Origin of the sequence: Thalassolituus sp. UBA675 (assembly GCF_002297765.1) — a bacterium.
In the GTDB taxonomy this organism is placed as follows: domain Bacteria; phylum Pseudomonadota; class Gammaproteobacteria; order Pseudomonadales; family Oceanobacteraceae; genus Thalassolituus.
In genome coordinates this window covers 12,440-36,527 of record NZ_DBNJ01000022.1, presented here as the reverse complement: position 1 = coordinate 36,527, position 24,088 = coordinate 12,440, and the positions used below count along the sequence as shown (strand labels likewise).

Here is a 24,088-nt window from a genome sequence, read left to right as displayed (position 1 = left end):
GTTTTATTCCGCTGCTTCCAATTGCTCGGTTAAATCCATCCACTCCATCTCAATCTCTTCAAGCTCGGTTTTTAACTTCCCCTGCTGCTGAATTAATGTGTTTAATTCATCTTTGCGGCTGGCGTCATACAGACCGCTGTCGCCCATTGTTTCTTCAATGTTCGCCAGCTCAGACTGGAGCTTTTCCATCTTTTTCTCGGCCACCTGTTGCTGCTTGCGTATCGGTGCCAGACGTTGGCGTTTTTCGGCTTCGATGCGTTTCTGTTCTTTCCGGTCTACAGCGGGTTGCTTCACCTCGGTTGTGGCAGGAGCAGTGCCTTCTGCGGTAGGCGTGTTCGCTTCACGCTTATTAAGGTAATCGTGATAGTCATCAAGGTCGCCATCGAAACTCTGCACTTTTCCATGATCTACCAGCCAGTATTCGTCAACGGTAGATTTCAGCAGGTGACGGTCGTGGCTGACGATTAGAATCGCGCCTTCGAAATTCTGTAAAGCGAGTGCCAACGCCTCACGCATTTCAATATCCAGATGGTTGGTCGGCTCATCGAGAATTAACAGGTTGGGTTTCATCCAGGCAACACAGGCCAGTGCCATTCGGGCTTTTTCGCCACCAGAAAATGGCTCAATAACTTCTAAAGCTTTATCACCATGGAAGCCAAATCCGCCGAGAAAATTACGGATTTCCTGTTCGCTGGCTGTCGGGCGCAGGCGTTGCAGAATAAGGGCACCTGTTGCTTTTACATCGAGAGACTCAAGCTGGTGCTGTGCAAAATAACCAATATGACAGTGTTCGCCAGTACTGCGCTCGCCTGCGAGCAAAGGGACTTCTTCGCAAAGCGTTTTTAGCAGCGTCGATTTACCCGCACCATTGGGGCCGAGTAAACCAATACGGTGCCCAGGTACGATGGATATTTTTACCTGGGGCAGGATCGTTTTGTCGGCATAGCCCAGATCGGCGTTGTCGATAGCCAATAACGGCGTCGACATTTTTTCGTAGCACGGAAATTCAAAGCGGAACGGTGAATCCACATGCGCCGGAGCAATCAGCTCCATGCGCTGCAGCTCTTTTAAGCGGCTTTGTGCCTGTTTAGCTTTACTGGCTTTGGCGCGGAAGCGAGCGACAAATTTTTCGATTTCAGCAACACGTTCCTGTTGCTTCTCATATACAGTTTGTTGCTGGGCCAGCTTTTCCGCACGGATGCGTTCGTAGGCGCTGTAGTTGCCCGGATACACCACCAGTTCACGGTTATGCAGGTGAACAATATGGTCTGCCACCGAATCAATAAAATCCCGGTCGTGCGAGATAAACAGCAGGGTTCCGGGATACTTTTTCAGCCAGCCTTCGAGCCACAGAGTGGCTTCAAGGTCTAAGTGGTTAGTTGGTTCATCGAGGAGCAGAAGATCCGACGGCATCATCAGTGCCTGAGCCAGATTCAGGCGGATACGCCAGCCACCGGAGAAGTCTTTGACTGAGCGCTTCAGGTCGGTCTGTGAAAAGCCGAGACCATGAAGCAACTGTTCTGCTTTCACCGGAATCTGATAGCCCTGATGTTCGTCCATGGCATCCATCCAGCGGGTCAGCTCATTATCGTCACTGGCATTGGCCATACCGGCTTCAATTTCACGGTAGCGTGCGTCACCATCAATGGCATAATCCAGCGCACAGCGTTCACTGGCTTCGACTTCCTGCTTCATATGAGCGATACGCCACTTCGCTGGCATGTTCAGGTCGCCGCCGTCGACGGTCAGTTCTCCGTTGAGAAGAGCAAACAGGCTGGACTTACCGGCACCATTCGGGCCGATAAGGGCCAGTTTCTGGCCGTCGTGAATGCGCAGGCTGGCTTTCTCTAACAGAAAGTTAGTACCACGCTGCAACGAAACCTGATTAAACTCGATCATAGAAAACACACAGAAAAGGGGCTGGTAATGGCGGCGCAGTTTGCCACAGAAGCGGGTGACGGACCAATGGATAACGCTCTGTGGCGTTATGCTTTACGTGTCTATGCACGGTCCGGCGTCGAGGCCCTTCTGCTGAAGATGCAGGATGAACACGGTGCCGATATTCTGCAGTTGCTGACGGTGCTCTGGTTATCGGAGCAGGGTCTTGAAGTGGACGAGGCATCTCTTTCCGACAGCGATTACGTGAGCTGGAAGCAGGAAATGATCGAGCCATTGCGCCAGCGTCGGCGGCAGTCTGATCGCCTGGAGCATGGGGATCTCTACGAATTACTTAAAAAAGCGGAACTCGAAGCTGAGCGCTACGGCCTTGGGATCTTATGGGCCAGAAATAAAGACAATCCGGCGGATAAGGGCCGCTGCGTATCCTCAGACCTTATGCTAATCTGCAATAATGAAAAGGAATGCAAAGCCCTCGCTGATCTTGTGCGGGGCTGAACCGGACATCTGTACACACAGTTTCAGGAGGAAACATGTACGCACCCGCCTATCCGCACGACCCAATCGAGCAACTGTTCTCTGATGTGTTCTGGGTACACGGCAGTATACGTGTTGGCCCTGGAATGCGCCTTAACCGCAACATGATCATTCTACGAGAAGGCAAAGAGCTCACGTTGGTCAATCCTGTGAGGCTTCAGGACGAAGCGCTGCGCGAACTTGATGCGTTGGGGCAGGTCGCCCGCGTTGTCCGGCTTGGTGACTTTCACGGGCTGGATGATCAGTATTATGTCGATCGCTATCAATGCCTTTTCTGGGCTCAGTCGGGCCAGAGCACGTATAGCTCACCCGAAATAGACGTGTTGGTGGACGAAGCATCGCCCGGCCCTACCCGAGACAGCCAGTTTTTTGTTTACCGCAATGCAGTCTACCCAGAGGCCGCGTTGTTAGTGAAAAACACAGACTGCTGATCACCACTGACAGTCTCCAATATCACCGCGACTGGCGACACTTTTCAGGCTTTACGCGGGTCGTATTCAAGCTGCTTGGGTTTCATCGAGGGATGAATATAGGTGGGCCATGGCTTAAACGCGTGACGCCCAAAGGGGGTTCGTTACAGCATGATTTTGAGCGTCTGGTACAGCTTGATTTCGATGCGTTGGTAGGGGCGCATGGACAGGTGTTGAGGATGGGGGCCAAAGCGGCTGTCAGGGCTGAAGTGCGTCATCTGTACGGCTACGAGGAAGAAGCCTGACATCATTCTCGGTTTTGCTGGATTTCCTGCATCGTTTTATTCAACCAACCCATAAGTGGTTGCCACTCTTCCTGTTCTTTGGGGTGTTGTCGGTCAAAATCGACAACACCAAAACCATGCTCTCCGGCCTTTACGTAGAACTGCGTATCGCGCAGTGCGGTCACAAAAGGAATCTGCAGGTCGTCGAGGAAGGATTTCAGTGAGCTGAAGCTCAAGGTATTACGTTTCACCCGGTTGGCGACCACAGCTATGGCACAGGCTTTTTGACGGTAGGCCTGCGTCTTACGCAGCTCTTCAATAAACTCCGTCGCTGCACGCATATCAATGGCCGATGGAATGACCGGGATAATGACAATATCCGACTGAGCAATCAGGTCAGACAGTGCATTGCCATGCAGGCCGGCTGGTGTGTCAATAACCACGCGTTCTGTCGCCAGGGGGATGCGCATGCGCCAACTGAGCGTCGAACCCGTGCGGTGACGCTCTCTGACGGCCTCAATACCATTGATAATTGGAAACCTGGCACTACGCAGCTTCAGCCAGTCGGTTGCGGACGCCTGAGGGTCGTGATCAATAAGCGTTGTCGTCTTACCTTCACGGGCAAACTGACAGGCCAGGTTAGTGGCCAGAGTGGTTTTACCACAGCCTCCCTTGGCGTTAGCGACCAGAACCCGCATCGCTTTGGCGTAGGTAAAAACCCTGGGCTGTTGACTGATAACCCCTGCAGTCATAGATGACATCGTTTCCTTTCAGCGATGGGTGATAAAATAGAATTCTCTATTGGATAATCTTTAGCATACTGCAAAAATCCGGGTTCTGCCGGAATAGAGTCGACAAAAGGAGTTGCTATGAAATTCACCGTGATCCTGTTTCTTCTCAGCGTCCTCGCTGTGGCGATTGGCACGCCATACATTATGAAAAAAGTGAACAGCGATTCGTCGTCCGGGGTTTCGGCCTACACACCACCCGCCTCTACAGAGCAGACACGACAGACGTTTTATAAATGGCAGGACGCGAATGGCCAGTGGCATTTCGGCAACGAAGCGCCGGAAGGTGTTACTTCCAAAGAAGTTAATATCGATACCGCGGCAAATATTCTGGCGCCGGTCGCAACGAAAAAGGAAGACACATCCGACAACGAACTGATCACTCCCGAGCCTAGGGTGCCTGACTCGCCAATCGTTATGCCCGGGCAGGCGCTGGAGCTGATTGATCAGGCGAAGCAGGTAAAATCTATGCTGGAGTCGCGATACTCAACCGAAGAGCAGCGGTAGTCATCACCGCTGCATGTGATAAACGCGCCCATTAGCGGCGGCTGCCACAACGCCGGTGTCCGTGAAGGCAACGTCTTCCAGGGCAACGTTGTTTCCAACCCAGTGATCTCCCGGGGTCGCACGCCAACGTTTAAGTTCGGCCCCTGTCTGAACGTCCCAGAGCTGTATCTGCCCGGATGTATTACCCGTCAGGAGTTGTTGTTCTGATGCGTCGAACCGTGCCGTACTGAAATGTCCGCGTCCACCGGGAAGCTCAATCAATTGCTGCCCACTGGCCGCATCCCAGATGCGACCGGCCTCGCGTAGGGCTGAGGTGAAAATCAGGCGGCCACTGGGCGATAGCTCGGCGGTTTTGACCTGATTGTTGTGTTTCAGTGTGGAGATGGCTGAGCCGTCATTGAGATTCCAGACAATGGCCGTCAGGTCGTCACTGGCAGAGGCGCCAAGCAGACCATCGGCGCTCAGGCTGACGTCGTAAACAATGCCGTCGTGGGCCAGGCGCTGGCGGATGCCGCCATTTCGGATATCGAACAGGGTTGCGGTGTAGTCCTGCATTCCGAGAAGGGCGAGGTTGCCGTTCTCTGTCAGAGCAATATCTTCGATGTCGCCGGGTGCGTTCCAGAACCAGATGGCTTTCCCGGTAGCCACTTCCCAGAGCACTATCGTGCGGTTGTCGGCGCTGGCAACGTAAGCATCATCGGGCGAAAAGGCACCACTGGTCAGGTTGCTGTAACCGTCGCTGGTGTGGTTCCAGTCGAAATGACGCTCAGCAGGATCGAGTGTCCAGTAGCTGCCACCGTGGTGCAGACTGCCGATAAAGGCGGCGGTGCCAGAGTGATTGATACGAATGCTGTAGACGCCCTGTGTCGCGACCTCAGAGAATTTCTCAGGCTCAGCTGCGTTGTCACAGGCAGAGAGAAGAGTCAGGGAAAGCAGAAAAAGAATAAAACGCGGGATCATGACAACCTGTTCCGTGAGCGGTCAGTGGACGCGCGAAGTGCGCGTCCTGTTGTCAGTGTAGAACAGAATTCCTGTCTTAGCTGGCAACCGCCTCACGATGCACGTTGTGCATTTTTTCGATGAGGTTGTCTTCAATCTGAAAACGCTCTTCGAGCACTTCGCCGATGGCCGACAGGTCAGCAGGGAGCTTCGCCAGCTGGTCCAGAGTGCAGTGTTTGTCGTAGGTATCGTTGAAGTCAACGCATTCGCCGGTAAGGGCTTCCAGGCGTGGCATGTGTTCATTTGCCAGGTCGATGGTGCCATCGTCGAATTCACGGGCTTCATTCATCAGCTGCTCGTAAATTTCGAAGTGCCCTGCTGAGCAGTAATCCATCATAACTTCACAGAAACGCTGCAGGTTCTCTGCCAGTGGTTCCTCTTCAGACAGCGGCTTGCTGGCGCTGAGGTTGCAGAACAGGACGATCAGGCTCTGGCGCTCATTCAACCATTTGTCGATCAGTTGGTGAACACCGCCCCAGCGTTCCTGTGCGTTTTTACATTGTTCCAGCATGTCAAAATTCCTCTGTGAAAACGGTGCTGCTTATGCCTTAGTGTCACCAATATAGGCGCGTGGAAAGCGGCATTTCAAGCAACTTTTTTCAGTTTTTTTTCTTGCAATACCGCGGTTATGTGCATCAACTCTGCTTGTCGGCGCTCCAGGCGCGAGCCAGACCCAGAAGGCTGACAAGAGTAAATGCAACGAATATGACACGGGTCCACTCCGGCATACTCAACGCCATGAATTCCCATGAGATATCCGCACAGCTGCCACTGGCCTGAAGCATGAAGGTAACCAGTTCGGTGAATGGCAGAACTTCCGCCATGTATTCAACACTCGGGCCACATTCAGGCACTTCGTCGGCAGGCAGGCCCTGTAGCCAGACATGACGGTTAGCGACCCAGACACCAAATATGGACGATGCCAGTGTGAATATCAGAGCAATGCGATGCGGCCAGCGGGTGTTGCGGGCAATAAATGCGAGCAGACAGCCAATGCCGATGCCTAGTGTGGCAATACGCTGAACAATACAGAGCGGGCAGGGATCGAGGAACATCTGGTATTCAAAGTAGTACGCTGAAGCCAGCAGCAGGACACAGATAAGAAAACCGGCCAGATAGCCACCGGCAACCAGCGGGGCGGGAAATAGACGTTGCAGCATCATAAGTCGTTACGTGAACTCGTGAATTAGTTGTCAGGAGTCTATCACGCGCACCCAGCGGAATCCGCGTCAGCTGCTAAGCTTGACCATAATCTACATTGTGACGGAGACGCGGAATGCTGAAGCGCCTTTTTTTTACTCTGCTGGTGACGTTGCCAGTGATGGCTTTTGCAGAAGACGAAGCGGCCCTTGCTGGGCCTCAGGTTCAGTACATCTACTTTGAACCTGCATTTGTTGTTAATTATGGCAGTACCGGCCGGATTAAGTATCTGCGTACGGATGTTGCGCTTAAGGTCAGTACCACTGAGGCTGGAGCGGCGGTCGCTCACCATAAGCCCTACCTGCGCAACAGCCTGGTGATGCTGTTCAGTGCACAGGAATCAGAGATCATGAATTCGACTCAGGGGCGTGAGGAACTTCGCCAGATTGCTTTGGAAGAAGTCCGTGCAGTGATGACTCAGCTGGAAGGGGCTCCGTCAGTGGATGACCTGTACTTTAATAACTTCGTCGTACAGAACTAATGGCCGAGAGCAGGCAGAGCGCAATCGCCTGTCAGTGGGTCATTCAGCGAGTCATATAGTCATGCAGAAACTCGTCAAAGGGCTGAACATCGTTTGCTTCGAGTTCGGCCTGTGCTTTGAGGCTTTCTTCGGCTGTTGCCTTCCACTCGGCGCGGACGTCTGCTGACAAGGGTTCACTCAGGAACTTACGATGTGCCTGCGCCTGACGTAATGTCAGTTCAGCAAATTCAATCTTCTCGTCTTCCAGAATTCTCAGCACTTTCGCGGATGGCGTATGACTGGCGTCAGCGATCTTAAGGCGTTGCTGACCAAGAGTATCTATGTGGAAGCTGTGATGGTTGGCTTCGTCGAGCAAGGCTGCCACGGGCTGCATGCTGTCGAGAAGTTCGCTTGCCCAGTCTGCCAGAGTGGTTTCGCCGCTGGCGCTTTCGAGCATTAATCCCGGGCGACGACCTTCGTAAACCACTTTACTGAAGTTGCGCTGAATACGTTCGTATTCGGCATCATCAATCTCACCACTGTCCTGCAGAGCACACCAGGTCAGGAATATATCCATAAAGTGCATCTGTGGAACGTCGATACCCAGTGGCAGGAACGGATTCACATCCGTGCTGCGGACTTCAATATACTGAATACCGGCACGAGCCAATGACTCCAGCGGCTTCTCGCCGGACTCGCCTACCCGCTTAGGACGGATATTGCTGTAGTACTCGTTCTCGATCTGAAGCAGGTTGGTATTGAGCTGCTTATACTGGCCGTTCTCTTCCTGCATACCAATGGCTTCGTATTCAGCGACAGGAATGGTCAGCGCTTTACTCAGCGTGTCGATGTACGACTCAAGGGAATTGTGACAGATCACTAAGCCCGATTGAGCATTATTCTGGTAACCCAGATCACTCATCCGCAGCGAGGTCGCGTACGGGGCGTATAAGGTGTGCTTGTGAAGCTTCTGCAAAGAGTGCTTACGGCCATCAAGAAATGTGCTGCATACCGCCGGTGATGCCCCGAACAGATACATCAGCAGCCAGCCATAGCGGCGGAAGTTACGGATCATGCCGAGATAGCGGCGGGATACGAAGTCTTTGTCTGCTTTCTGACCTTCCTGCTCCGCCAGCAATTGCAGCAATTCATCTGGCAGCGAGAAGTTATAGTGGATACCTGAAATTGCCTGCATCACACGACCGTAGCGGTGCCAGAGGCCATGGCGATAGGCATGCTTCAGACGTCCGATATTGGAGCTGCCATACTCGGCAATAGGGATGCTCATTTCGCCTTTCAGGATACAGGGCATCGACGCTGGCCAGATCAGCTCTCCTTCCATTTGCTGGTAGGCAAAGCGATGGGCGGTTTCGAGGTAAGCCGACGCCTCATGGGCGCTGGTAAAAACCGGCGTAATGAACTCAAGTAAGGCTTCGGAGTAGTCGGTCGTAATAGCCGGGTGCGTCAGCGCAGAGCCCATTCCCTTAGGGTGAGGTGTCTGAGCGATTAGTCCGTCATTGCCGCAGCGCAGGCCTTCCTTCTCAATTCCCCGTTGCAGTCGGGAAAGCATGGGTAGGTGCCGGGAGTCGGCCAGTAGCGCCAGCAGTGAATTGTAGGAAGCCAAGAGCACCTCTGCATCAGGTTGGAAGTCAGCGGATTATAGGAGGAATCGACAGGATCTTATACATGCTTGTATCAGAAATTGGTCTCAGATTATTCGCTCATAATGAACAGTGTTGTGTATAGGCCTACTAATTGTTCGTCAGATCGATTATCAGAATGCAACACTGGCACTTAACTGAACGCGTACAGCCTGCTCGTAGGGTTCTGAGTCCGGCTTGAAGGTATTTGACGTAAAGTCTCTCTGTGCTCTGAAACCTAACCGGGTTGTTGTCTCTGCCGAGGCAAAGTCACGGTATATATTCAGTTCCAGTGTATGCAGATCATCGCCGTCATCGCCACGGTTCACCCGGCGTCCGTCTTCAATAACAAACGCACTGAGATGAGTGAAAATCTGCGCTGGCCATGGCTGGAACCACGAGGCAGAGTGCGAGCGTGGCGAATACAGGGCGACCAGATCGCTGTCGCTGAGATCCTCTGTTGGATCTACCTCTGCGCGCAGCCATGCGCTGGTCAGGCGGAACTCTGCGGTGCTTCGCGTCGTGAACGTTAACTGCCCTTCAGCGCCGGTGTAGACAATTTCATTCCCATCATTGACCGTATCGAGACGAATGGATGGGTAGTGATAGATGACATTATTCAGCTCTTCCCGGAACAGCTTAACGTCCCACTCTATATTGCCTTTCCAGAACGGTTTGCTGGCGAAATACCCTAACTCGACTGAGTGGATGATCTGGGGTTTGAGGTTACCCGGTCCTTTGAATCCATCGTAATACTCGACACCCGCGTATCGCGATTCTGTTTCGGCATTATCAACGACGTATATCCAGTCTGCTCTTTGTTCGAGTATGTCCGGCGTACGCCCGGCACGACTGAACACCAGCCTGACCGATTCGACTGGGCTGATCAGGTAGTTGGCCGCCAGTTTTCCAGACCAGACGTCAGTACCGTCCTCTTCATATTCATACATAACACCTGAATGCAGGGCCCAGCGGTTGCTGGCTCTCCAGTTGATGTTGCCGAACCCGCGGAGTTGATCTGAGTCTATGTAGCCGCCATAGAATGGCTTCGAGTAAATCTGTTCTCTGCGATATCCGAGACCGCTGATCATGATCAGGTTGTCTGCGAAGGCGACCGTATCCTGTATTTCCAGGTCGATACGTCGTTCGTTCGTATCAGCGTGCACATCACCGCTGATCGGTATGAAGAAAGCAGCCGGGTCGGCTCCGTAGCGAGTGAGGAGCTGTTGAGCCAGTGTCAGCTCTTCCGGGTTGGTGGTATCCAGTGCGGTGAGAGATTCGCCCTGAACAAACTGATCGGCGGCTTCCGGGTTTACCTCATCCAGTTGTCTCAGAAGCGGATCAAAGAAACCGGAAGGTCCACTTTCCAGCACACCATGCTGGCGACGCTCAAAACGGGTTGCGTGAACCGACACTTTCAACTCATGTAGATCCGACAGGTCATGATCATAAACGACGCTGGCTTCAAACTGGTTGGACTCAACGTGATTACTCGTAAACTCGTAATCAGGCACGTCCCGGTAAGCGTTAGTCATCGTGAAGGCAGTGTTCAGGCTCTGAGCATCACTCAGTTGATGGCTGGTATTTAGCATAACTGCCGCGAAATCACGGTTGTCGTCACAAGGGGTTGTACAGCCTATGCTGGTGTCATCACTGTCGCGCAGGTGTTCTGTGGAATAGGCCTTGGCCGACAAGCGCCAGTGATGAATCCCCTGATCGCCGGTCGTTCGTGCGTAGAGATAAGTATCCCGATTATTACCTTGCTGGACACCGATTTGGTCGTCGAAGGCATCCTGTGGGTAATTCGTGATGATATTGATTACAGCCTGATAAGCGTTGGTGCCAAAGCTGGTGGCCGCAGGGCCGCGAACGACTTCGATCCGCTGAATATCCTCGACCGCAACAGGTAAGTCTTCCCATGACACCGCGGCCAACCCGGCGAGGTATTGTGCCCGTCCGTCTATGAGGACCTGAAAGCTCTTGGGCAGGATGGATGGCCCACCGTGATAGACCACCGCGTCGCTATTATCCCGGATGTCGTGAGCGACCAGCATTCCAGGAACGTAACGCAGAAGCTGAGAAATACGTTTGACGCCCGTGCGTTTTATAAAATCAGCATCCAGAACCGTCACACTGCCTGGCACCTCTGCGGTGGCCTGATGCAGTCGCGCTGGTGTCAGTACATGCGGGATATCGGCTGCTGAGGCATCCCAGCTTGAGGCATCCCACGAGAGGGAAGAGAAGTTATCCGGGTTATCATCTGCTGTAACGTGCAAAGGCTGGCAAAGGTTCGCGGCACACGTGAGTATGATGAGTAGAGGTCCTTTTTTTTGCACGATAACTTCTCATTATTCGCTTTATTTCTTTCTGGCGTTTGCAAACGCGGCTGCGAAGGCCCCCGCCATAGCACCGTTTCCGGCAGGTTGCTGCGTCGGTTTTGAACCACGCGGCTGGCGCTGAGGTCTGTCTTTAGCAGGTCGGCTTCCGGTGTCGCCCGAGGCGTTGATATCATCCCCCAGTCGCATGGATAAACCAATGCGCTTACGCGACACATCGACCTCCATTACCTTCACTTTTACGATGTCGCCGGCTTTCACAACGTCGCGCGGATCTTTCACGAAATGATCGGCCAGCGCTGAAATGTGTACCAGACCATCCTGGTGTACACCGATATCCACAAAGGCACCAAAGGCGGCGACATTAGTGATCGCGCCTTCGAGAATCATGCCGGGCTTCAGGTCCTTGATGTCTTCGACGCCCTCTTTGTATTCCGCAAAGCGGAATTCAGGACGAGGGTCGCGACCGGGTTTCTCCAGCTCTGAGAGGATATCTTTTAAGGTTAGCTCACCCGCACTCTCGTCGGTAAACTGGCCCGCGTTGACAGATTTCAGAAAGGCACTGTCGCCGATCAAGCTGCTTACATCGCGCGAGAACTCGTGGGCGATACGCTCCACCACAGGGTAAGACTCAGGGTGAACGCCGGAGGCGTCCAGAGGGTTTTTACCGTCCATAATGCGTAGGAAGCCGGCTGCCTGCTCAAAGGTTTTGTCACCCAGACGCGGCACTTTTGCCAGGTCTTCACGTGAGGTGAAGGCACCGTTCACATCGCGGAAAGCGACGATGTTATTGGCCAGTGTTGCGTTCAGCCCGGACACTCGTGTCAGCAGTGGCGCGGAGGCGGTATTCAGATCGACGCCCACCGAGTTCACACAGTCTTCCACCACAGCATCCAGCGTACGTGCTAACTGGCTCTGATTAACATCATGCTGATACTGGCCAACACCGATGGACTTGGGTTCGATTTTCACCAGTTCTGCCAATGGGTCCTGCAGGCGGCGCGCAATAGAAACTGCGCCTCGAATGGTCACATCGAGATCCGGAAATTCTTTGGCCGCCAGCTCGGAAGCTGAGTACACCGATGCACCAGCCTCGTTGACCATGATTTTCTGCACGTTCAGGTCTTTGTGTTTTTTCAGCAGATCGCCAACAAACTTATCGGTTTCGCGCGAAGCAGTACCGTTACCAATCGCGATCAGCTCGGCATTGTGCTTCTGAATCAATGCCAGCAGTACGGCTTCGGATTCGGCGATGCGATTTTGCGGCGGTGTTGGGAAGATGGCGCAGTGATCGAGGACTTTGCCGGTTTTATCGACGACCGCGACTTTCACCCCGGTACGCAGGCCGGGGTCCAACCCGATGGTGGCTTTTGGCCCTGCCGGCGCGGCCAACAACAGGTCTTTCAGGTTATCGGCAAAGACTTTAATCGCGCCATCTTCGGCCTGTTCACGCAGCTGGCCAATCAGCTCGGTCTCGAGGCTGGTCAGCAGCTTGATACGCCAGGTCCACTTTACGACTTCGGCCAGCCAGCGGTCGGCTGCGCGACCTTCATTTTTTATGCCTGAGTGCTCGGCAATAATGGCCTCGCACGGGCTGGCTGCGAGCTTGTCATCTGGGTCCCCGGTGACCAGTGAAAAAGACAATACGCCTTCGTTGCGGCCACGCAGAATTGCAAGCGCACGGTGGCCCGGTACCGACTTCAGAGGCTCGTCGTGTTCAAAATAGTCAGCGAATTTTTCACCTTCTTTCTCTTTGCCCGGCACCACGCGGACAGAGAGCGTGGCTTCTTGCTTCAGGAAGCGGCGCAGCGCGGCGAGTAAGTCGGCGTTTTCGGCAAAGCGCTCCATCAGAATGTATTTAGCGCCATCTAAAGCGGCTTTGGTGTCGCCAATGCTGTGCTCGGCGTTGAGGTACTTCTCCGCTTCTTGTTCAGGCGTCAGGTTCGGTTCGTTGAACAGGGCATCGGCCAATGGCTCAAGGCCTGCTTCAATGGCCATCTGACCTTTAGTGCGGCGCTTTTTCTTATAGGGCAGGTACAGATCTTCGATGCGGGTTTTGGTATCCGCCGTCAACAGCGCCTGTTTCAACTCATCGGTGAGTTTGCCCTGGTCTTCGATGCTTTTGATCACAGACGCACGACGATCTTCCATGTCGCGTAAATAGCCCAGACGCTCTTCAAGAGTACGCAGCTGGCTGTCGTCCAGCGCCCCCGTGACTTCTTTCCGGTAGCGAGCGATGAAGGGAACAGTAGCACCTTCATCAAGAAGGGCGACGGTGGCGTCTACCTGTTGTGGGCGGATATTCAGTTCAGTAGCGAGGCGTTGGGTGATCGAAGGCAGGGTCATAACTCATAAGTACATTATTCACGAGGGCGTGAGTATACCTGTGACATGGCGAGGTGAATATCACCCGATAATCAGACGCAAAAAAGGGCGCCGTAGCGCCCCTTTTCATGCTCGTAAAACAGGTTCAGCTTAAAGCTGAGGGCCTGCGTTTACGATAGCGTCAGATACGTCGTACTTCTTGAAGTTCTCAACGAACTGAGCCGCCAGGTTCTTCGCAGCACCTTCCCAGTCTGAGCTGTTAGCCCAGGCTTTGGTTGGGTTAAGCAGAGTCGCATCAACACCTTCCAGAGTGGTTGGAACTTGCAGGCCGAAGATTGGCAGTTCTTCAGTGTCCGCATCACGCAGAGCACCAGACTGAATTGCAGCGATGACAGCACGGGTCGTCGGGATGCTGAAACGCTCACCGCCGCCACCGTTAGGACCGCCAGTCCAGCCAGTGTTAACCAGGTATACCTGAGAACCGAATTCAGTCACACGCTTCATCAGCAGTTCAGCGTAAACGCCTGCTGGACGTGGGAAGAACGGAGCACCGAAGCAGGTAGAGAAGGTAGACTTCAGGCCTTTAGAACCACCCATTTCAGTAGAACCTACCAGAGCGGTGTAACCAGACAGGAAGTGGTAAGCCGCCTGTTCTTTGCTCAGGATAGACACTGGAGGCAGAACGCCAGTCATGTCACAGGTCAGGAAGATCACAGCTTTTGGTTCGCCAGCCATGTTCTCTTCAACGCGCTTCTCAACGTGAGTCAGCGGGTATGCACAACGACCGTTTTCAGTCAGCTCAGTGTTGCTGTAGTCAGCAACGCGAGTGTTTTCGTCGATGGTGACGTTCTCAACGATCGCACCGAACTTGATCGCGTCCCAGATGATAGGTTCGTTCTTCTGAGACAGATCGATTGTTTTTGCGTAGCAGCCGCCTTCGATGTTGAAGACAGTACCTTTGCCCCAACCGTGCTCGTCATCACCGATCAGGTAACGCTCAGGGTCAGCAGACAGGGTGGTTTTACCGGTACCAGACAGACCGAAGAACAGGCAGGTGTCGCCATCTTCGCCAACGTTGGCAGAGCAGTGCATTGGCAGTACGTCTTTTTCTGGCAGCAGGAAGTTCTGTACACCGAACATCGCTTTCTTCATTTCGCCCGCGTAACGCATGCCAGCCAGCAGTACTTTGCGCTGTGCGAAGTTAACGATCACTGCGCCGTCAGAGTTAGTGCCGTCACGCTCTGGAACACATTCGAAACCAGCAACGTTCAGGATCTGCCACTCTTCCTTATCAGAAGGGTTGTAGCTTTCTGGCAGGATGAAGAGGTTACGGCCAAACAGGTTCTGCCATGCAGTCTGAGTGGTCATTTTTACTGGCAGGTAGTGCTGTGGATCAGAACCCACGTGTACCTGAGATACGAAGCTGTCGTGCTGGGCCAGATATTCTTCTACACGCTCCCACAGGGCATCAAACTTGTCCGCGTCGAACGGGCGGTTGATGTTGCCCCACTCAATCGCGTCTTTGCTGCTTGGCTCTTCAACGATGAATTTGTCCATCGGAGAGCGACCTGTGCGCTTACCGGTTTTGATAACCAGAGCGCCGTTATCCTGCAGTTCACCTTCGCCGCGGGCGATGGCTTGTTCTACCAGGAGAGGAGTAGATAAATCGGTGTAAACAGTCATATCGATGCCCCGCAGGGTCCTCGTAAATTCAGTACGGCTTGTGGCCATACTTTGTATCTCAATAATCCGCCCTGAAGGGTGCCCGGGCGAGCCCAAAAGTTTAAGGCGCGCAATTATGCCAGAAAATTCATTGCGCGCTAAGCCCTACTGGTCGCTTTTTGACCGATAATTATTCGCAGCAGAGCTAAGTTGTTGTTTTATCTGGTTTTACTGGAGATTCTGCTCCGGGAAGAGTTCGTTAACCTGCTCTTTATCGAAACTGTATGCCTGCTTACAGAAATCGCAGTTGATGCTGATTTTTCCTTGTTCTTCAATGATTTGCATCAGCTCGTCTATACCGAGCTGGTGCAGAGCATTGCCGATTCTGTCCTTCGAGCAGGTGCAGAAAAAGCTCAGCTCGCTTGCCGGGTAAGTACGTACCTGCTCTTCGTGGTAAAGGCGGTGAAGCAGGACATCATTGTTGAGGTTGATCAGCTCCTCTTCTTTGATGGTGCTGGCCAGATGAGTGAGACGATCCCACGCATCCGGATCATCGCTCTGCTCTGATGGCATCTGCTGTAGCATGAAACCGGCAGCATTCTGGCCATCGCAGGCCAGCCAGAAGCGTGAACCCAGCTGCTCTGACTGCTCAAAGTAGTCTTCCAGCGCGCCAGCGACATTACCGCCTTTGATCAGAGTGATGCCCTGATAACGCTGGCCCACTTCAGGCTCGACAGTGATGATCATCTGGCCGTCGTCGAAACTCAGTTCGCTTTCTTCGGTACCTTCTTCATAACGGGCGATGGCTCGCAGCTGACCTTGGTCGCTGGTTTCGGCTTGTAGCAGGCTGATGTTGCCCGGCAGACGAATCTGTAAGGTCAGGCGCCCTGTAAATTTGAGGTTGGCACTCAGCAAGGCGGTAGCGGCCATCAGTTCACCGACGGCTTTAGCGATCCGCGTGGGATACTGATGACGCTTCAGTACTTCGCGGTAGCTCGCATTTACGTGAGCCAGCTCGCCGCGGATATTGGTATTGTCGAAGCTGAAGCGTTGCAGGCTGTCAGCGCTATTTGGAGTGTCAGACATTCTTCAGTAGTCCTGATTGTGCTCAAAGCGGCGCATGTCACGACGCTCTTTCTTGTTTGGTTTATGGTCGGGTGCCGCTTGTGAGGCTTTGACGACCTTGCGGTACTCCGCTTTGTCCATCCGCGCTTTGATGCTCTCGGGAGTTTCCTCATAGAGCAGACGTGCTTCCGGGGCGCCGCGGCGTTGTTCCGACAACGCTTTAATCATGACAATTTTCTCGTCGAAGCCCTGCCGGATCGTCAGTTTGGCGCCCACGTCGACGGTTTTACTGACTTTGCAGCGCTGGCCTTCGTAATGCACCTTGCCGCCTTCAATTGCGCCTTTTGCCAGCGCGCGTGTCTTGAAAAAACGCGCGGCCCAGAGCCATTTATCGAGTCGGATTTTGTGTGTCTGTTCGCTCATAATTCCTGATCAGGAGTACGCTGTATCTGTCCCGGCTTTTCCGCCAAGCCCTTTATTCATCAGGTTTCTACATCGCGGGTCGCTGCAAGTACGTCTATGTAAGCTCAAGCTGCGCCATCCCTGGCGCAGATGCCCGCTTTCGCAGACAACCTGACTCACTAAAATTTGAATTCATCGAAGTGGTGGATACCCGGAAAGCGACTGTCGGTATTCGGCGCTTTCTGGCTGTCTGGATGAAAGATCGTCAGCAGCCAGCGGATACCCCATTTCTCTGCCGATTCTAACACAGCCTGGCTGTCGTCAATCAGTAGGGAACGCTCTTTATCAAAGGGTTCTTCGCGTTGCAGATGGTCCCAGAACGCCTGACTTTCTTTCGGTTCTTTATAGTCATGCGAGCTGATGACGTGATCGACGAGTTTATCGAGCCCGGTACGCTCCATTTTCAGGTCCACACTGTCGCGGTGTGCATTAGTGACGATCACCGTGCGCTTGCCAAGCTTCTTCATGGTATCGAGGAAGTCTTCCACATGCGGGCGAAAACCAATTTTGTCCTGCACATCGCGCTTAAGCTCAGCGATGGGCAGGCCCGTAAGGTCACTCCAGTGATCCAGACAATACCAGTTGAGCGTGCCACGCAGGCCGACAAAACTTTTGTTCAGCTCTGCGAGAGCTTCTTCTTCTGAGAGGCCGTGATGCTCGGCGTATTTACTCGGCACGTGCTCCAGCCAGAAGTAATTGTCGAAATGCAGATCGAGCAGGGTGCCGTCCATATCTAACAGAACCGTGTCTATCTCTTGCCAGTCTGGCATCGTCATGCGCTAATACCTTACGAAAAGTGTTCACCGACTATTTAAACAGGGCTGTCATGCATAAAAAACCCGAAATCCTGAATCGCCACATGGTCGCAGAAAGCCGCCTGTTCCGGGTGGAATCCATTGACCTCAGGTTCAGTAACGGCGTTGAACGAACTTACGAACGGCTGGTGCCCGGTGGCAGCGGCGCCGTCATGATGGTCGCTCTGCTGGATGATGAAACGGTTGCCCTGATACGTGAATATGGGGGCGGTGTTGAAGATTACACCCTTACCCTGCCAAAAGGTGCGGTGGACCTGGGCGAATCGATGCGTGATGCCTGCAACCGCGAACTGCAGGAAGAAATCGGTTTTGCTGCGCGCGAGTTCGTTTATCTGAAGAAAATGAGCCTGTCGCCAAGCTACATGCGAGGGGGCATCGATGTGGTGCTTGCCCGTGACTTGTATCCGTCAAAGCTGGAAGGCGATGAGCCAGAGCCACTGGAGCTGGTTGAGTGGAAGCTCAAGGATCTGACCGAGCTTTACGGCCGCGATGACTTTAACGAAGGTCGTGCAATCGGTGCCTTAGCGGTTGCTGTTGAATATCTGAATGGCCGCTTTGAGGGCACGCCGCTCTAGCGGAATTTGGGTGTAACTTCTGATGTCGAGCAGCGAAGACGAGAAGCTCCGTCTTGAGCATGAAGCGGCCAAGCTGTTTATGCGGTCGTACGAGAAAGAAACCGGCCATAAAATACGGCATTTGTGGCACAACCTTCCGACCAAGCCCGATGTGTCCTGTCTGCTTGAAGGAGATAAGCTCGACATTGAAGTTGCTCATTTATACGGCAGCGAGGCCGAGGCCATGAAAATTCTGGGTCGGTCGCTGAGTGCTGAGACACAGTCGGCTTTGGCGGAACAGGAGCTGGAGCACAATACCGATCAACGCCTGGTCAGTGCACTGAACCGGATACTGCGCCAGAAAGCGGAGAAAACCTATCAGAGCCAGCGTGCCTGGCTACTTATCCGCAACGCACACCCGCAATGGAATGCGCGCAAGATCATTCAATTCATCAATAAAATTCAGGTGCCCGCATCTCACCCGTTTGAGCAGATCTGGATACTTGGCGACATGCATGGCAAATCTGGCATCCTGCAACTGGCCTGAACAGACTATCCCGCGCGCCGCCTGTTAAGACTGTGGTACTGTGCAGCCGGTCATCTTTTATTAATTCTGGGGTTTTATGAGCGTCGAAGGCGCATTACTTACCAGCGGCTCTGTGGGGCGCCACCTGTATCACCAGACGTTGCCTATGGTGATAGGCATTCTGGCACTGATGTCGGTCGGGCTTCTGGATGCTTATTTTATTGGTAATTTAGGCAAGGACCCTCTGACGGCCGTTAGCTTTATCTTCCCGGTGGTGTTTGCTCTGTCCTCGCTTGGTGTCGGAGTGATCGCTGCCATTGCTTCTGTTGTTTCGCGGGCGTTAGGTTCAGGGCAGAAGCACAAGGCGCAGAGTCTGGTGGCTCTGGGAATTGTGGCAGCGGGTATTTTTGGCATTGTTATCACGGTGCTCCTGTTGCTCTTCAAACGCCCATTGTTTGAAGTGATGAATGCTTCTCCAGACCTGTTGCCATTAATCGATTCCTATATGACCCCCTTTGCGTTCGGCTTCCCAATGTTGTTGATTAATATGGGCGGTAATGGTGCTCTGCGTGCTCAGGGCATGGCGGGTAAGGCGTCCCTCATTCTGATGATGATGGCACTGGTCAACCTGATACTCGACCCTATCCTGATTGCCGGTATTGGTAGCTTCGAAGGTTTCGGTATTAAAGGCGCGGCTTACGCCACGGTGGCGGGTTGGACGCTGGCATCCATTCTGGCACTGGTGCTGATTGCGCGAAGCCCTGTCGGCCTGAACTTCTCTCGCCTGAAAGAGGCGCATCCGGGTGAGGATATTCGTGCTCTGTTGAGGGTGGGTGCCCCGGCGGCAGTATCTAATTCCGTAAACCCCGTCGGCCTGTCTATCATGACGGCATTACTGGCGAAGTACGGCGATGCCGCAGTCGCGGGGTTTGGCGCCGGTGGTCGCTTGCAGGCGCTTGCCGTCGTACCTTTGTTGGCGCTCTCGAGTTCGATTGGCGGAATCGTTGGTCAGAACTGGGGGGCAGGCTATGGCGACCGGGCTCGTCGGGCGTTGTGGATGGCCATTGGCTTTTGTGTGGTGTACAGCCTGACGGCGGGCGCTTTGCTGGTAACCTGGCGTGAGTCTCTGGCGACAGTATTTACTGATAGCCCAGCAGTAATTGATGCTATTTCAACGTATCTAATGATCTCTGTCTGGGGGTATGCCGGCTTTGGTGCCCTGATCGTTGTGAATGGTGCGTTTAACGCAATTGATCGTGCTTACTGGGCGCTGGGGCAATCGGTTGTTCGTGTTGCTTTGATTATGGTACCTGTGGCGGTTGGCTTGAGTCTGGTGCTTGAGTCGCGTTCGATTTATGCCGCAGAGCTTATTGCTAACCTGGTCGGTGGCTTAGTGGCTATCATCCTTGGTCGTGCGTTACTGGATGATCGTTGGTTGCGGGCATAATTTCATACTGTTTCCGGGACGATGGTTGGTAAAAATTTAAGCTTTTAAATGAATTCAGTCGAAATATATTGCTCGATAGTTCCGTTTTCAGAATGTAAACGTATAGTCAGGTGATATTGCCAATATACAAGGAGTTAAGATGTCTAAGATAGACGATATCCTCGGAAAAATTGAGTCGTATGAATATACGCGAGAGGAACTGTTGAAACTGAAATTAAATGCTATTCGCGCCAGAACTTGGGGAGAGGAAGGAAAAAACAAACTTCTCGCCGCCATTGAGTATGCGCTTGAGCATATGCCAGTTGATAAAAACAGAAAGACTGATCGAGAAGTTATCATCGACAAAGGCGATTATAAGATCAGCCGTGGGGGGCGTGATGGAGGAAACTTAGCCAGGTTAGAGGCTATTGCGATGAGCTTGTCGAAGGTTCCTGGTATATCGGACATGACGATACTCAAGACTCAGATCAGAATTTATTTATATGGGAAACACTTTTTTGCTGGACTTAAAAGTACAGCTAATGACTGCTGGATTTCCTGTCGCGAGGATCACGGAGTTTCGGAAGAAACCATCTCTGCATGGGGTGAGATTGGCGTAGTAGAGAAGAGCAAAAACTACGATAAACCTTGTATCGGCTTGCGAGCAGATTCGCCAGAAAAACTGGCTGCGGGTATTGCAGCAGTCCAATTTATTTAGACATTGGTAGGCGCGCCGGCTTTAACAATGCTGAATCCAGGGCTAACTATCTTTGACTGATATTAGATATAGCTCGATATTCCCCGCACTTCAGGGAGGCGTCCAGCCGGATGTCTCCAATCGCTACACGATGTAACCTCAATACCGGATTTCTAAAGTGCCCGAACATACGTTTTATCTGGTGGTACTTGCCTTCAGTTAACGTCACTGTTCCAGTATAGGGAGTCAGTCGCTCAAGGGTTGCTGGCTTAGTAGTAATACCTTCGAACGAAAAATAGATGCCTTCTTTAAAGGCCTTCACACACTCGTCGCTTATTGGGTTCTCCAGTGTCACTTCGTACACCTTTGCGACTTTTCTATCGGGTGCCATGAGCGCCTCAGACCAGTCGCTGTCGTTAGTCAGAAGCAGTAAGCCGGAGGAGTTCAGATCCAGTCGCCCGGCAATATGCATATCGCAAAGTTCAGCTTCAGGGAACCCTGCATCACGGAGCACATCAATGACGGTTGGATGAATATCGTCTATTGTGGCACTGACGACACCAACCGGTTTATGCAGCAGGACATAACGGCGAGTGCGATTCTGTAGCTCTTTGCCATCCAGAGTAATACGCGAGAAGTGATCAACCGGTTGATTGATGTCGGTCGCTACCCGTCCGTCTACCGTGACGCGGTTCTGCGCTAAGAGCGAGCGAACCGAGCGCTTCGGTGTGCCTGTGGTAACACTTAAAAACCGATCCAGGCGATAACGCTTCGCGGTCGCCATGTTCAGCGATTTTTCCAGATGTTGGCGACCGCCTTATCATTGCCTAGAAAGCCAACAATTAAACAAACCAGACCGATCAGCCCGAAAATAATCGCCGGGAATGCGCCGCCCGCCTGACCTGCCTGAACAGCAACCCAACCGCCGGCACCCGACAGCACGAGAAACAAACTTCCTACGGCAATCAGAATGGTTCGGTGAGATTCTTTATAAACGTATTCATCTTCGCTGTTTTCAAAAATATTCAGGATCGGAGCAAAGAGTTTTCTTAGAGCGTTTTTCATAGTAAATACTTTTTTATTGTGGCTTTTTACATCACTAGCGGTAACAGAACCGCGTGCAAGGTTGCGGTCAGAGTCATCGCCATCGCGGAATAAGCCGCTTGCTGATTTCCCAGCTCAATCGCACGGCTGGTACCAATGGCATGAGCACAGACACCCAGCGTAAGTCCCATGGCTTTGGGGTCATCGAGTTTAACGGATTTAAGCAAAGGCGGAATCATCAACGCACCGAACACGCCGGTAATGATGACAAACGCAGATGCCAGCGCACCAATACCGCCCAGTTGCTCACTGACCGTGACCGCTACCGGCGTGGTCACCGACTTGGTCGACATCGTAACTGTGATCGTGTCATTGCCGATCCAGAAATGCGCCATCGCCACCGCAACGGCCACCGTGGTACCGCTGCCCAGACTGATCGCCAGCGAGATGCGCAGCCACTCCTTCTTCATCACATGAATAAACTGATAAAGAGGCACAGCCAGCATCACCACCACTGGTCCAAGCATCAAGTGCAGGTACTGCCCGCCCTCCATGTAGGTATCAAAACTGATGCCGGTGACCTCAAGCGCCACAGAGACCAAAATGATGCCCGTCAGAATCGGCGGCAGAAACGCCGTATTACCTAACAGGCGATAGATGTGCTGACCCACAGTAAATGCCGCAATGGTCAGCATCGCCCAGAACAGCGGCATATGCAGAAGCTCATTCAGCATCAGACTTCCTCCGGAACCTCATAATGGCCGCACAGACAATCGCGCCGGGCACAATACTAACCGCCATAATCACCAGCAAGGCAACGCCGTTCTCTGCCAGCAGCTCCTTCTGAGTCACGAGGCCCACACTCACCGGGATAATAAACAGAGGCAACAGCGGCGACAGCGTCTTACTGATCTGCGACAGCGACTCAGGCGCACGCCCACGAATCATCAGGAACACTAGCAACAGCAGCATACCGATGATAGAGCCGGGGACAGGCGAATCCAGTTGGGACTGGAGCAGGTTGCCTGTGACAAGAAAGAAAAGAAGAATTAAAAGACCAGTCATCTGACAATCACCATGACTCAGGCAGCTTACGGGATGAATGAAAAACGCGAAGTATCTCGACGCGTTTGAGCCTCGCGTTAACGCGGTAGGGCACGATGTATCGTGTGGCAGGAACTATCAGCTCGCGTGTTCCGGGAATCCGGCCGGGGTGTCCTAGTGCAGGGTTATCTGCCAGAAGGCCAATGGCAGAGGTTGTGCTTTCTACGACTCTCATCGCTGCGCCTGGATCTGTCTCAGCGATGTAATCTGCTTCCTGCGTCAGATTGCTGAGCGCTTTGCGTAGCCACTTGATTTCCATCTATGGGGTCACTTCTTTGGCGTCTGCCATTTGCTAAGCGCGTCTGTCACCTCGGTTTCTGAAGCAAAGTCACCAGCATCCGCCTCCGTGAGGGCATCGAGAGTTTCCTGAATCTGCCATTCATTCAGCTCAACGAACTCACGCAATGCCTCGCTCGCCAGAAACGATTTAGAGCGATGTGTAGCAGTTGCTAGCTTATCCAGCCGTTCTTTGAGCTCAGGTTCTAGCCGTATAGTCATGGTTGTGGACATAGGGCACGCCTCACTATGCTGTGTTCAAGTGTACACAATGTAGCACGGTTTGATCGGAAGTGGATAGTTCGCCATGCAGGTTGACTCTTGTGGGTAATAGGAAAAACATGGGCACCAGCGTGAGAACTTCCCAGGCGTCAAAGGATTGTTGAAATGGAATTGTTTATAAGAGTATTCGTGTCGGTGCTGACCGCGTTAACTTCTTTTGCTTTGTTGTTGAGCGGCTTATTTTCACTAATTGTTTGGTACGACGACGGTGAATTGGCGGATTTATTACCCGCTCTTGGTGTCGCCGGTATGATTTGGGTTTTTGGTCTCGTCTTATTTGGATTCAGCGGCCCCTTCTTCTGGTGTGTTTTCTATTTTCTTCTTCAGAGGCTAAAGCTTTCTGAGTTCAAAAAACATTTTCTGGCTGCACTTTTATCCACGGCAACAGTCTCCACCCTGCAATTTAAAGTAGTCTTTAAGGAAGATATTGATCTGGAGAACTCAACTATTTTTCTGCCATTTATTCTGCCGGTTGTCGTTTTAAGCCTGGTTTTGTACAAGCGTTGGTACATAAAGAAGCCTGCTTGACCTGATTATGAAGTGGGCGACCATAGCAATAGTCACGGTTGATGGTTGTTGCAGAGTTCGCTGATTTGAGATTCCTATCAGTCGCGGGTATTTACCCAAGAAGTGCGAATGATATAGCGTGGTGCTACTTCCATCTATATGAGTGATGCAGGAGCTACAGCCCCTGCACAGTCTCCAGTATTTTCGCGTACTGCTCATGCTTATCAGGAAACACCAGCATCGCTTGCAGGGTCTGAATTGTTGCTGCCATTTTTACCGTATTCAT

Annotated in this window: 28 protein-coding genes; 10 read left to right on the top strand and 18 right to left on the bottom strand. The window is 52.7% G+C overall.

Annotated features, from left to right (window positions below):
• Nucleotides 1–3: 3 nt before the first annotated feature.
• Complete coding sequence (locus tag B3007_RS09055) at nt 4–1,899, bottom strand: ATP-binding cassette domain-containing protein (protein ID WP_301377214.1); 1,896 nt, start codon at nt 1,897–1,899, stop codon at nt 4–6.
• Between the two features lie 27 nt (nt 1,900–1,926).
• Between B3007_RS09055 and B3007_RS09050 the strand changes: the two genes are divergently transcribed.
• From B3007_RS09050 to B3007_RS09040, 3 genes are all read left to right on the top strand, one after another.
• Entirely contained in the window at nt 1,927–2,394 is a 468-nt protein-coding gene (locus tag B3007_RS09050; RefSeq protein ID WP_297531415.1) for a TIGR02444 family protein, read from the top strand.
• Between the two features lie 35 nt (nt 2,395–2,429).
• Complete coding sequence (locus B3007_RS09045) at nt 2,430–2,864, top strand: hypothetical protein (protein ID WP_297531417.1); 435 nt, start codon at nt 2,430–2,432, stop codon at nt 2,862–2,864.
• A gap of 92 nt (nt 2,865–2,956) precedes the next feature.
• Nucleotides 2,957–3,148, top strand: a complete 192-nt coding sequence (locus tag B3007_RS09040) for a hypothetical protein (RefSeq protein ID WP_297531418.1) — start codon at nt 2,957–2,959, stop codon at nt 3,146–3,148.
• Between the two features lie 2 nt (nt 3,149–3,150).
• Here B3007_RS09040 and B3007_RS09035 read toward each other — a convergent pair whose 3' ends face one another.
• Nucleotides 3,151–3,879 carry a ParA family protein gene (locus B3007_RS09035; RefSeq protein ID WP_297531420.1) on the bottom strand — a complete coding sequence of 243 codons (729 nt, stop codon included), beginning with the start codon at nt 3,877–3,879 and terminating at the stop codon, nt 3,151–3,153.
• 117 nt (nt 3,880–3,996) lie between these two features.
• Between B3007_RS09035 and B3007_RS09030 the strand changes: the two genes are divergently transcribed.
• Complete coding sequence (locus B3007_RS09030; protein WP_068435791.1) at nt 3,997–4,422, top strand: DUF4124 domain-containing protein; 426 nt, start codon at nt 3,997–3,999, stop codon at nt 4,420–4,422.
• Between the two features lie 3 nt (nt 4,423–4,425).
• On the opposite strand, the gene B3007_RS09025 is transcribed toward B3007_RS09030, so the two are convergent.
• The 3 genes from B3007_RS09025 to B3007_RS09015 form a co-directional block, all read right to left on the bottom strand.
• Nucleotides 4,426–5,382, bottom strand: coding sequence for a WD40 repeat domain-containing protein (locus B3007_RS09025; protein ID WP_068435793.1), 957 nt, complete (start codon nt 5,380–5,382; stop codon nt 4,426–4,428).
• Between the two features lie 76 nt (nt 5,383–5,458).
• Complete coding sequence (gene rsd, locus B3007_RS09020; RefSeq protein WP_068435795.1) at nt 5,459–5,932, bottom strand: sigma D regulator; 474 nt, start codon at nt 5,930–5,932, stop codon at nt 5,459–5,461.
• A 124-nt stretch (nt 5,933–6,056) separates the two neighbouring features.
• A complete protein-coding gene (locus tag B3007_RS09015) occupies nt 6,057–6,584 on the bottom strand; it encodes a disulfide bond formation protein B (protein ID WP_297531425.1) in 528 nt (175 codons plus the stop codon).
• 113 nt (nt 6,585–6,697) lie between these two features.
• Between B3007_RS09015 and B3007_RS09010 the strand changes: the two genes are divergently transcribed.
• Nucleotides 6,698–7,102 carry a flagellar basal body-associated FliL family protein gene (locus B3007_RS09010; protein WP_068435799.1) on the top strand — a complete coding sequence of 135 codons (405 nt, stop codon included), beginning with the start codon at nt 6,698–6,700 and terminating at the stop codon, nt 7,100–7,102.
• A gap of 43 nt (nt 7,103–7,145) precedes the next feature.
• Here B3007_RS09010 and gshA read toward each other — a convergent pair whose 3' ends face one another.
• From gshA to yrfG, 7 genes are all read right to left on the bottom strand, one after another.
• Nucleotides 7,146–8,711 carry a glutamate--cysteine ligase gene (gshA, locus tag B3007_RS09005; protein WP_301377219.1) on the bottom strand — a complete coding sequence of 522 codons (1,566 nt, stop codon included), beginning with the start codon at nt 8,709–8,711 and terminating at the stop codon, nt 7,146–7,148.
• 144 nt (nt 8,712–8,855) lie between these two features.
• Nucleotides 8,856–10,997, bottom strand: coding sequence for a TonB-dependent receptor plug domain-containing protein (locus B3007_RS09000; protein WP_301377221.1), 2,142 nt, complete (start codon nt 10,995–10,997; stop codon nt 8,856–8,858).
• A gap of 81 nt (nt 10,998–11,078) precedes the next feature.
• Nucleotides 11,079–13,403, bottom strand: a complete 2,325-nt coding sequence (locus B3007_RS08995; protein WP_348655060.1) for a Tex family protein — start codon at nt 13,401–13,403, stop codon at nt 11,079–11,081.
• Nucleotides 13,404–13,532: 129 nt separating this feature from the next.
• Nucleotides 13,533–15,065: a phosphoenolpyruvate carboxykinase gene (locus B3007_RS08990; protein ID WP_301377222.1), complete on the bottom strand. Its 1,533-nt coding sequence runs from the start codon at nt 15,063–15,065 to the stop codon at nt 13,533–13,535.
• A 207-nt stretch (nt 15,066–15,272) separates the two neighbouring features.
• Nucleotides 15,273–16,130, bottom strand: a complete 858-nt coding sequence (gene hslO, locus B3007_RS08985; protein ID WP_301377224.1) for an Hsp33 family molecular chaperone HslO — start codon at nt 16,128–16,130, stop codon at nt 15,273–15,275.
• 3 nt (nt 16,131–16,133) lie between these two features.
• Nucleotides 16,134–16,532, bottom strand: coding sequence for a ribosome-associated heat shock protein Hsp15 (gene hslR / locus B3007_RS08980; protein ID WP_076514283.1), 399 nt, complete (start codon nt 16,530–16,532; stop codon nt 16,134–16,136).
• A 158-nt stretch (nt 16,533–16,690) separates the two neighbouring features.
• Nucleotides 16,691–17,347 carry a GMP/IMP nucleotidase gene (yrfG, locus tag B3007_RS08975; RefSeq protein ID WP_068434814.1) on the bottom strand — a complete coding sequence of 219 codons (657 nt, stop codon included), beginning with the start codon at nt 17,345–17,347 and terminating at the stop codon, nt 16,691–16,693.
• A gap of 50 nt (nt 17,348–17,397) precedes the next feature.
• On the opposite strand from yrfG, the gene nudE reads away from it, so the two are divergent.
• The 4 genes from nudE (at nt 17,398) to B3007_RS08955 (ending at nt 20,610) form a co-directional block, all read left to right on the top strand.
• Nucleotides 17,398–17,961: an ADP compounds hydrolase NudE gene (nudE, locus tag B3007_RS08970; RefSeq protein ID WP_301377227.1), complete on the top strand. Its 564-nt coding sequence runs from the start codon at nt 17,398–17,400 to the stop codon at nt 17,959–17,961.
• Between the two features lie 22 nt (nt 17,962–17,983).
• Entirely contained in the window at nt 17,984–18,487 is a 504-nt protein-coding gene (locus B3007_RS08965) for a hypothetical protein (protein ID WP_301377228.1), read from the top strand.
• A gap of 76 nt (nt 18,488–18,563) precedes the next feature.
• A complete protein-coding gene (locus B3007_RS08960) occupies nt 18,564–19,913 on the top strand; it encodes an MATE family efflux transporter (RefSeq protein WP_301377230.1) in 1,350 nt (449 codons plus the stop codon).
• Nucleotides 19,914–20,052: 139 nt separating this feature from the next.
• Complete coding sequence (locus tag B3007_RS08955; RefSeq protein WP_273087022.1) at nt 20,053–20,610, top strand: hypothetical protein; 558 nt, start codon at nt 20,053–20,055, stop codon at nt 20,608–20,610.
• Between the two features lie 46 nt (nt 20,611–20,656).
• On the opposite strand, the gene B3007_RS08950 is transcribed toward B3007_RS08955, so the two are convergent.
• Genes B3007_RS08950 through B3007_RS08925 form a run of 6 tightly spaced genes read right to left on the bottom strand, consistent with a single transcriptional unit; the run spans nt 20,657 to nt 23,247 of the window.
• The gene (locus tag B3007_RS08950) at nt 20,657–21,373 is read right to left on the bottom strand and encodes a pseudouridine synthase (protein WP_273087020.1); all 717 of its coding nucleotides are present in this window, start codon (nt 21,371–21,373) and stop codon (nt 20,657–20,659) included.
• A 2-nt stretch (nt 21,374–21,375) separates the two neighbouring features.
• Complete coding sequence (locus B3007_RS08945) at nt 21,376–21,654, bottom strand: hypothetical protein (protein WP_297531449.1); 279 nt, start codon at nt 21,652–21,654, stop codon at nt 21,376–21,378.
• Between the two features lie 26 nt (nt 21,655–21,680).
• A complete protein-coding gene (locus B3007_RS08940; protein WP_301377232.1) occupies nt 21,681–22,367 on the bottom strand; it encodes an LrgB family protein in 687 nt (228 codons plus the stop codon).
• Complete coding sequence (locus B3007_RS08935) at nt 22,357–22,698, bottom strand: CidA/LrgA family protein (RefSeq protein ID WP_301377234.1); 342 nt, start codon at nt 22,696–22,698, stop codon at nt 22,357–22,359. The genes B3007_RS08940 and B3007_RS08935 overlap by 11 nt, the downstream gene beginning before the upstream one ends.
• Before the next feature lie 7 nt (nt 22,699–22,705).
• Complete coding sequence (locus tag B3007_RS08930; RefSeq protein ID WP_076514272.1) at nt 22,706–22,996, bottom strand: type II toxin-antitoxin system RelE/ParE family toxin; 291 nt, start codon at nt 22,994–22,996, stop codon at nt 22,706–22,708.
• Between the two features lie 8 nt (nt 22,997–23,004).
• On the bottom strand, nt 23,005–23,247 hold the full coding sequence (locus tag B3007_RS08925) for a CopG family ribbon-helix-helix protein (protein ID WP_273087009.1): 243 nt from the start codon (nt 23,245–23,247) through the stop codon (nt 23,005–23,007).
• A 153-nt stretch (nt 23,248–23,400) separates the two neighbouring features.
• Between B3007_RS08925 and B3007_RS08920 the strand changes: the two genes are divergently transcribed.
• Nucleotides 23,401–23,823, top strand: a complete 423-nt coding sequence (locus tag B3007_RS08920) for a hypothetical protein (RefSeq protein WP_076514270.1) — start codon at nt 23,401–23,403, stop codon at nt 23,821–23,823.
• Nucleotides 23,824–24,088 lie beyond the last annotated feature (265 nt).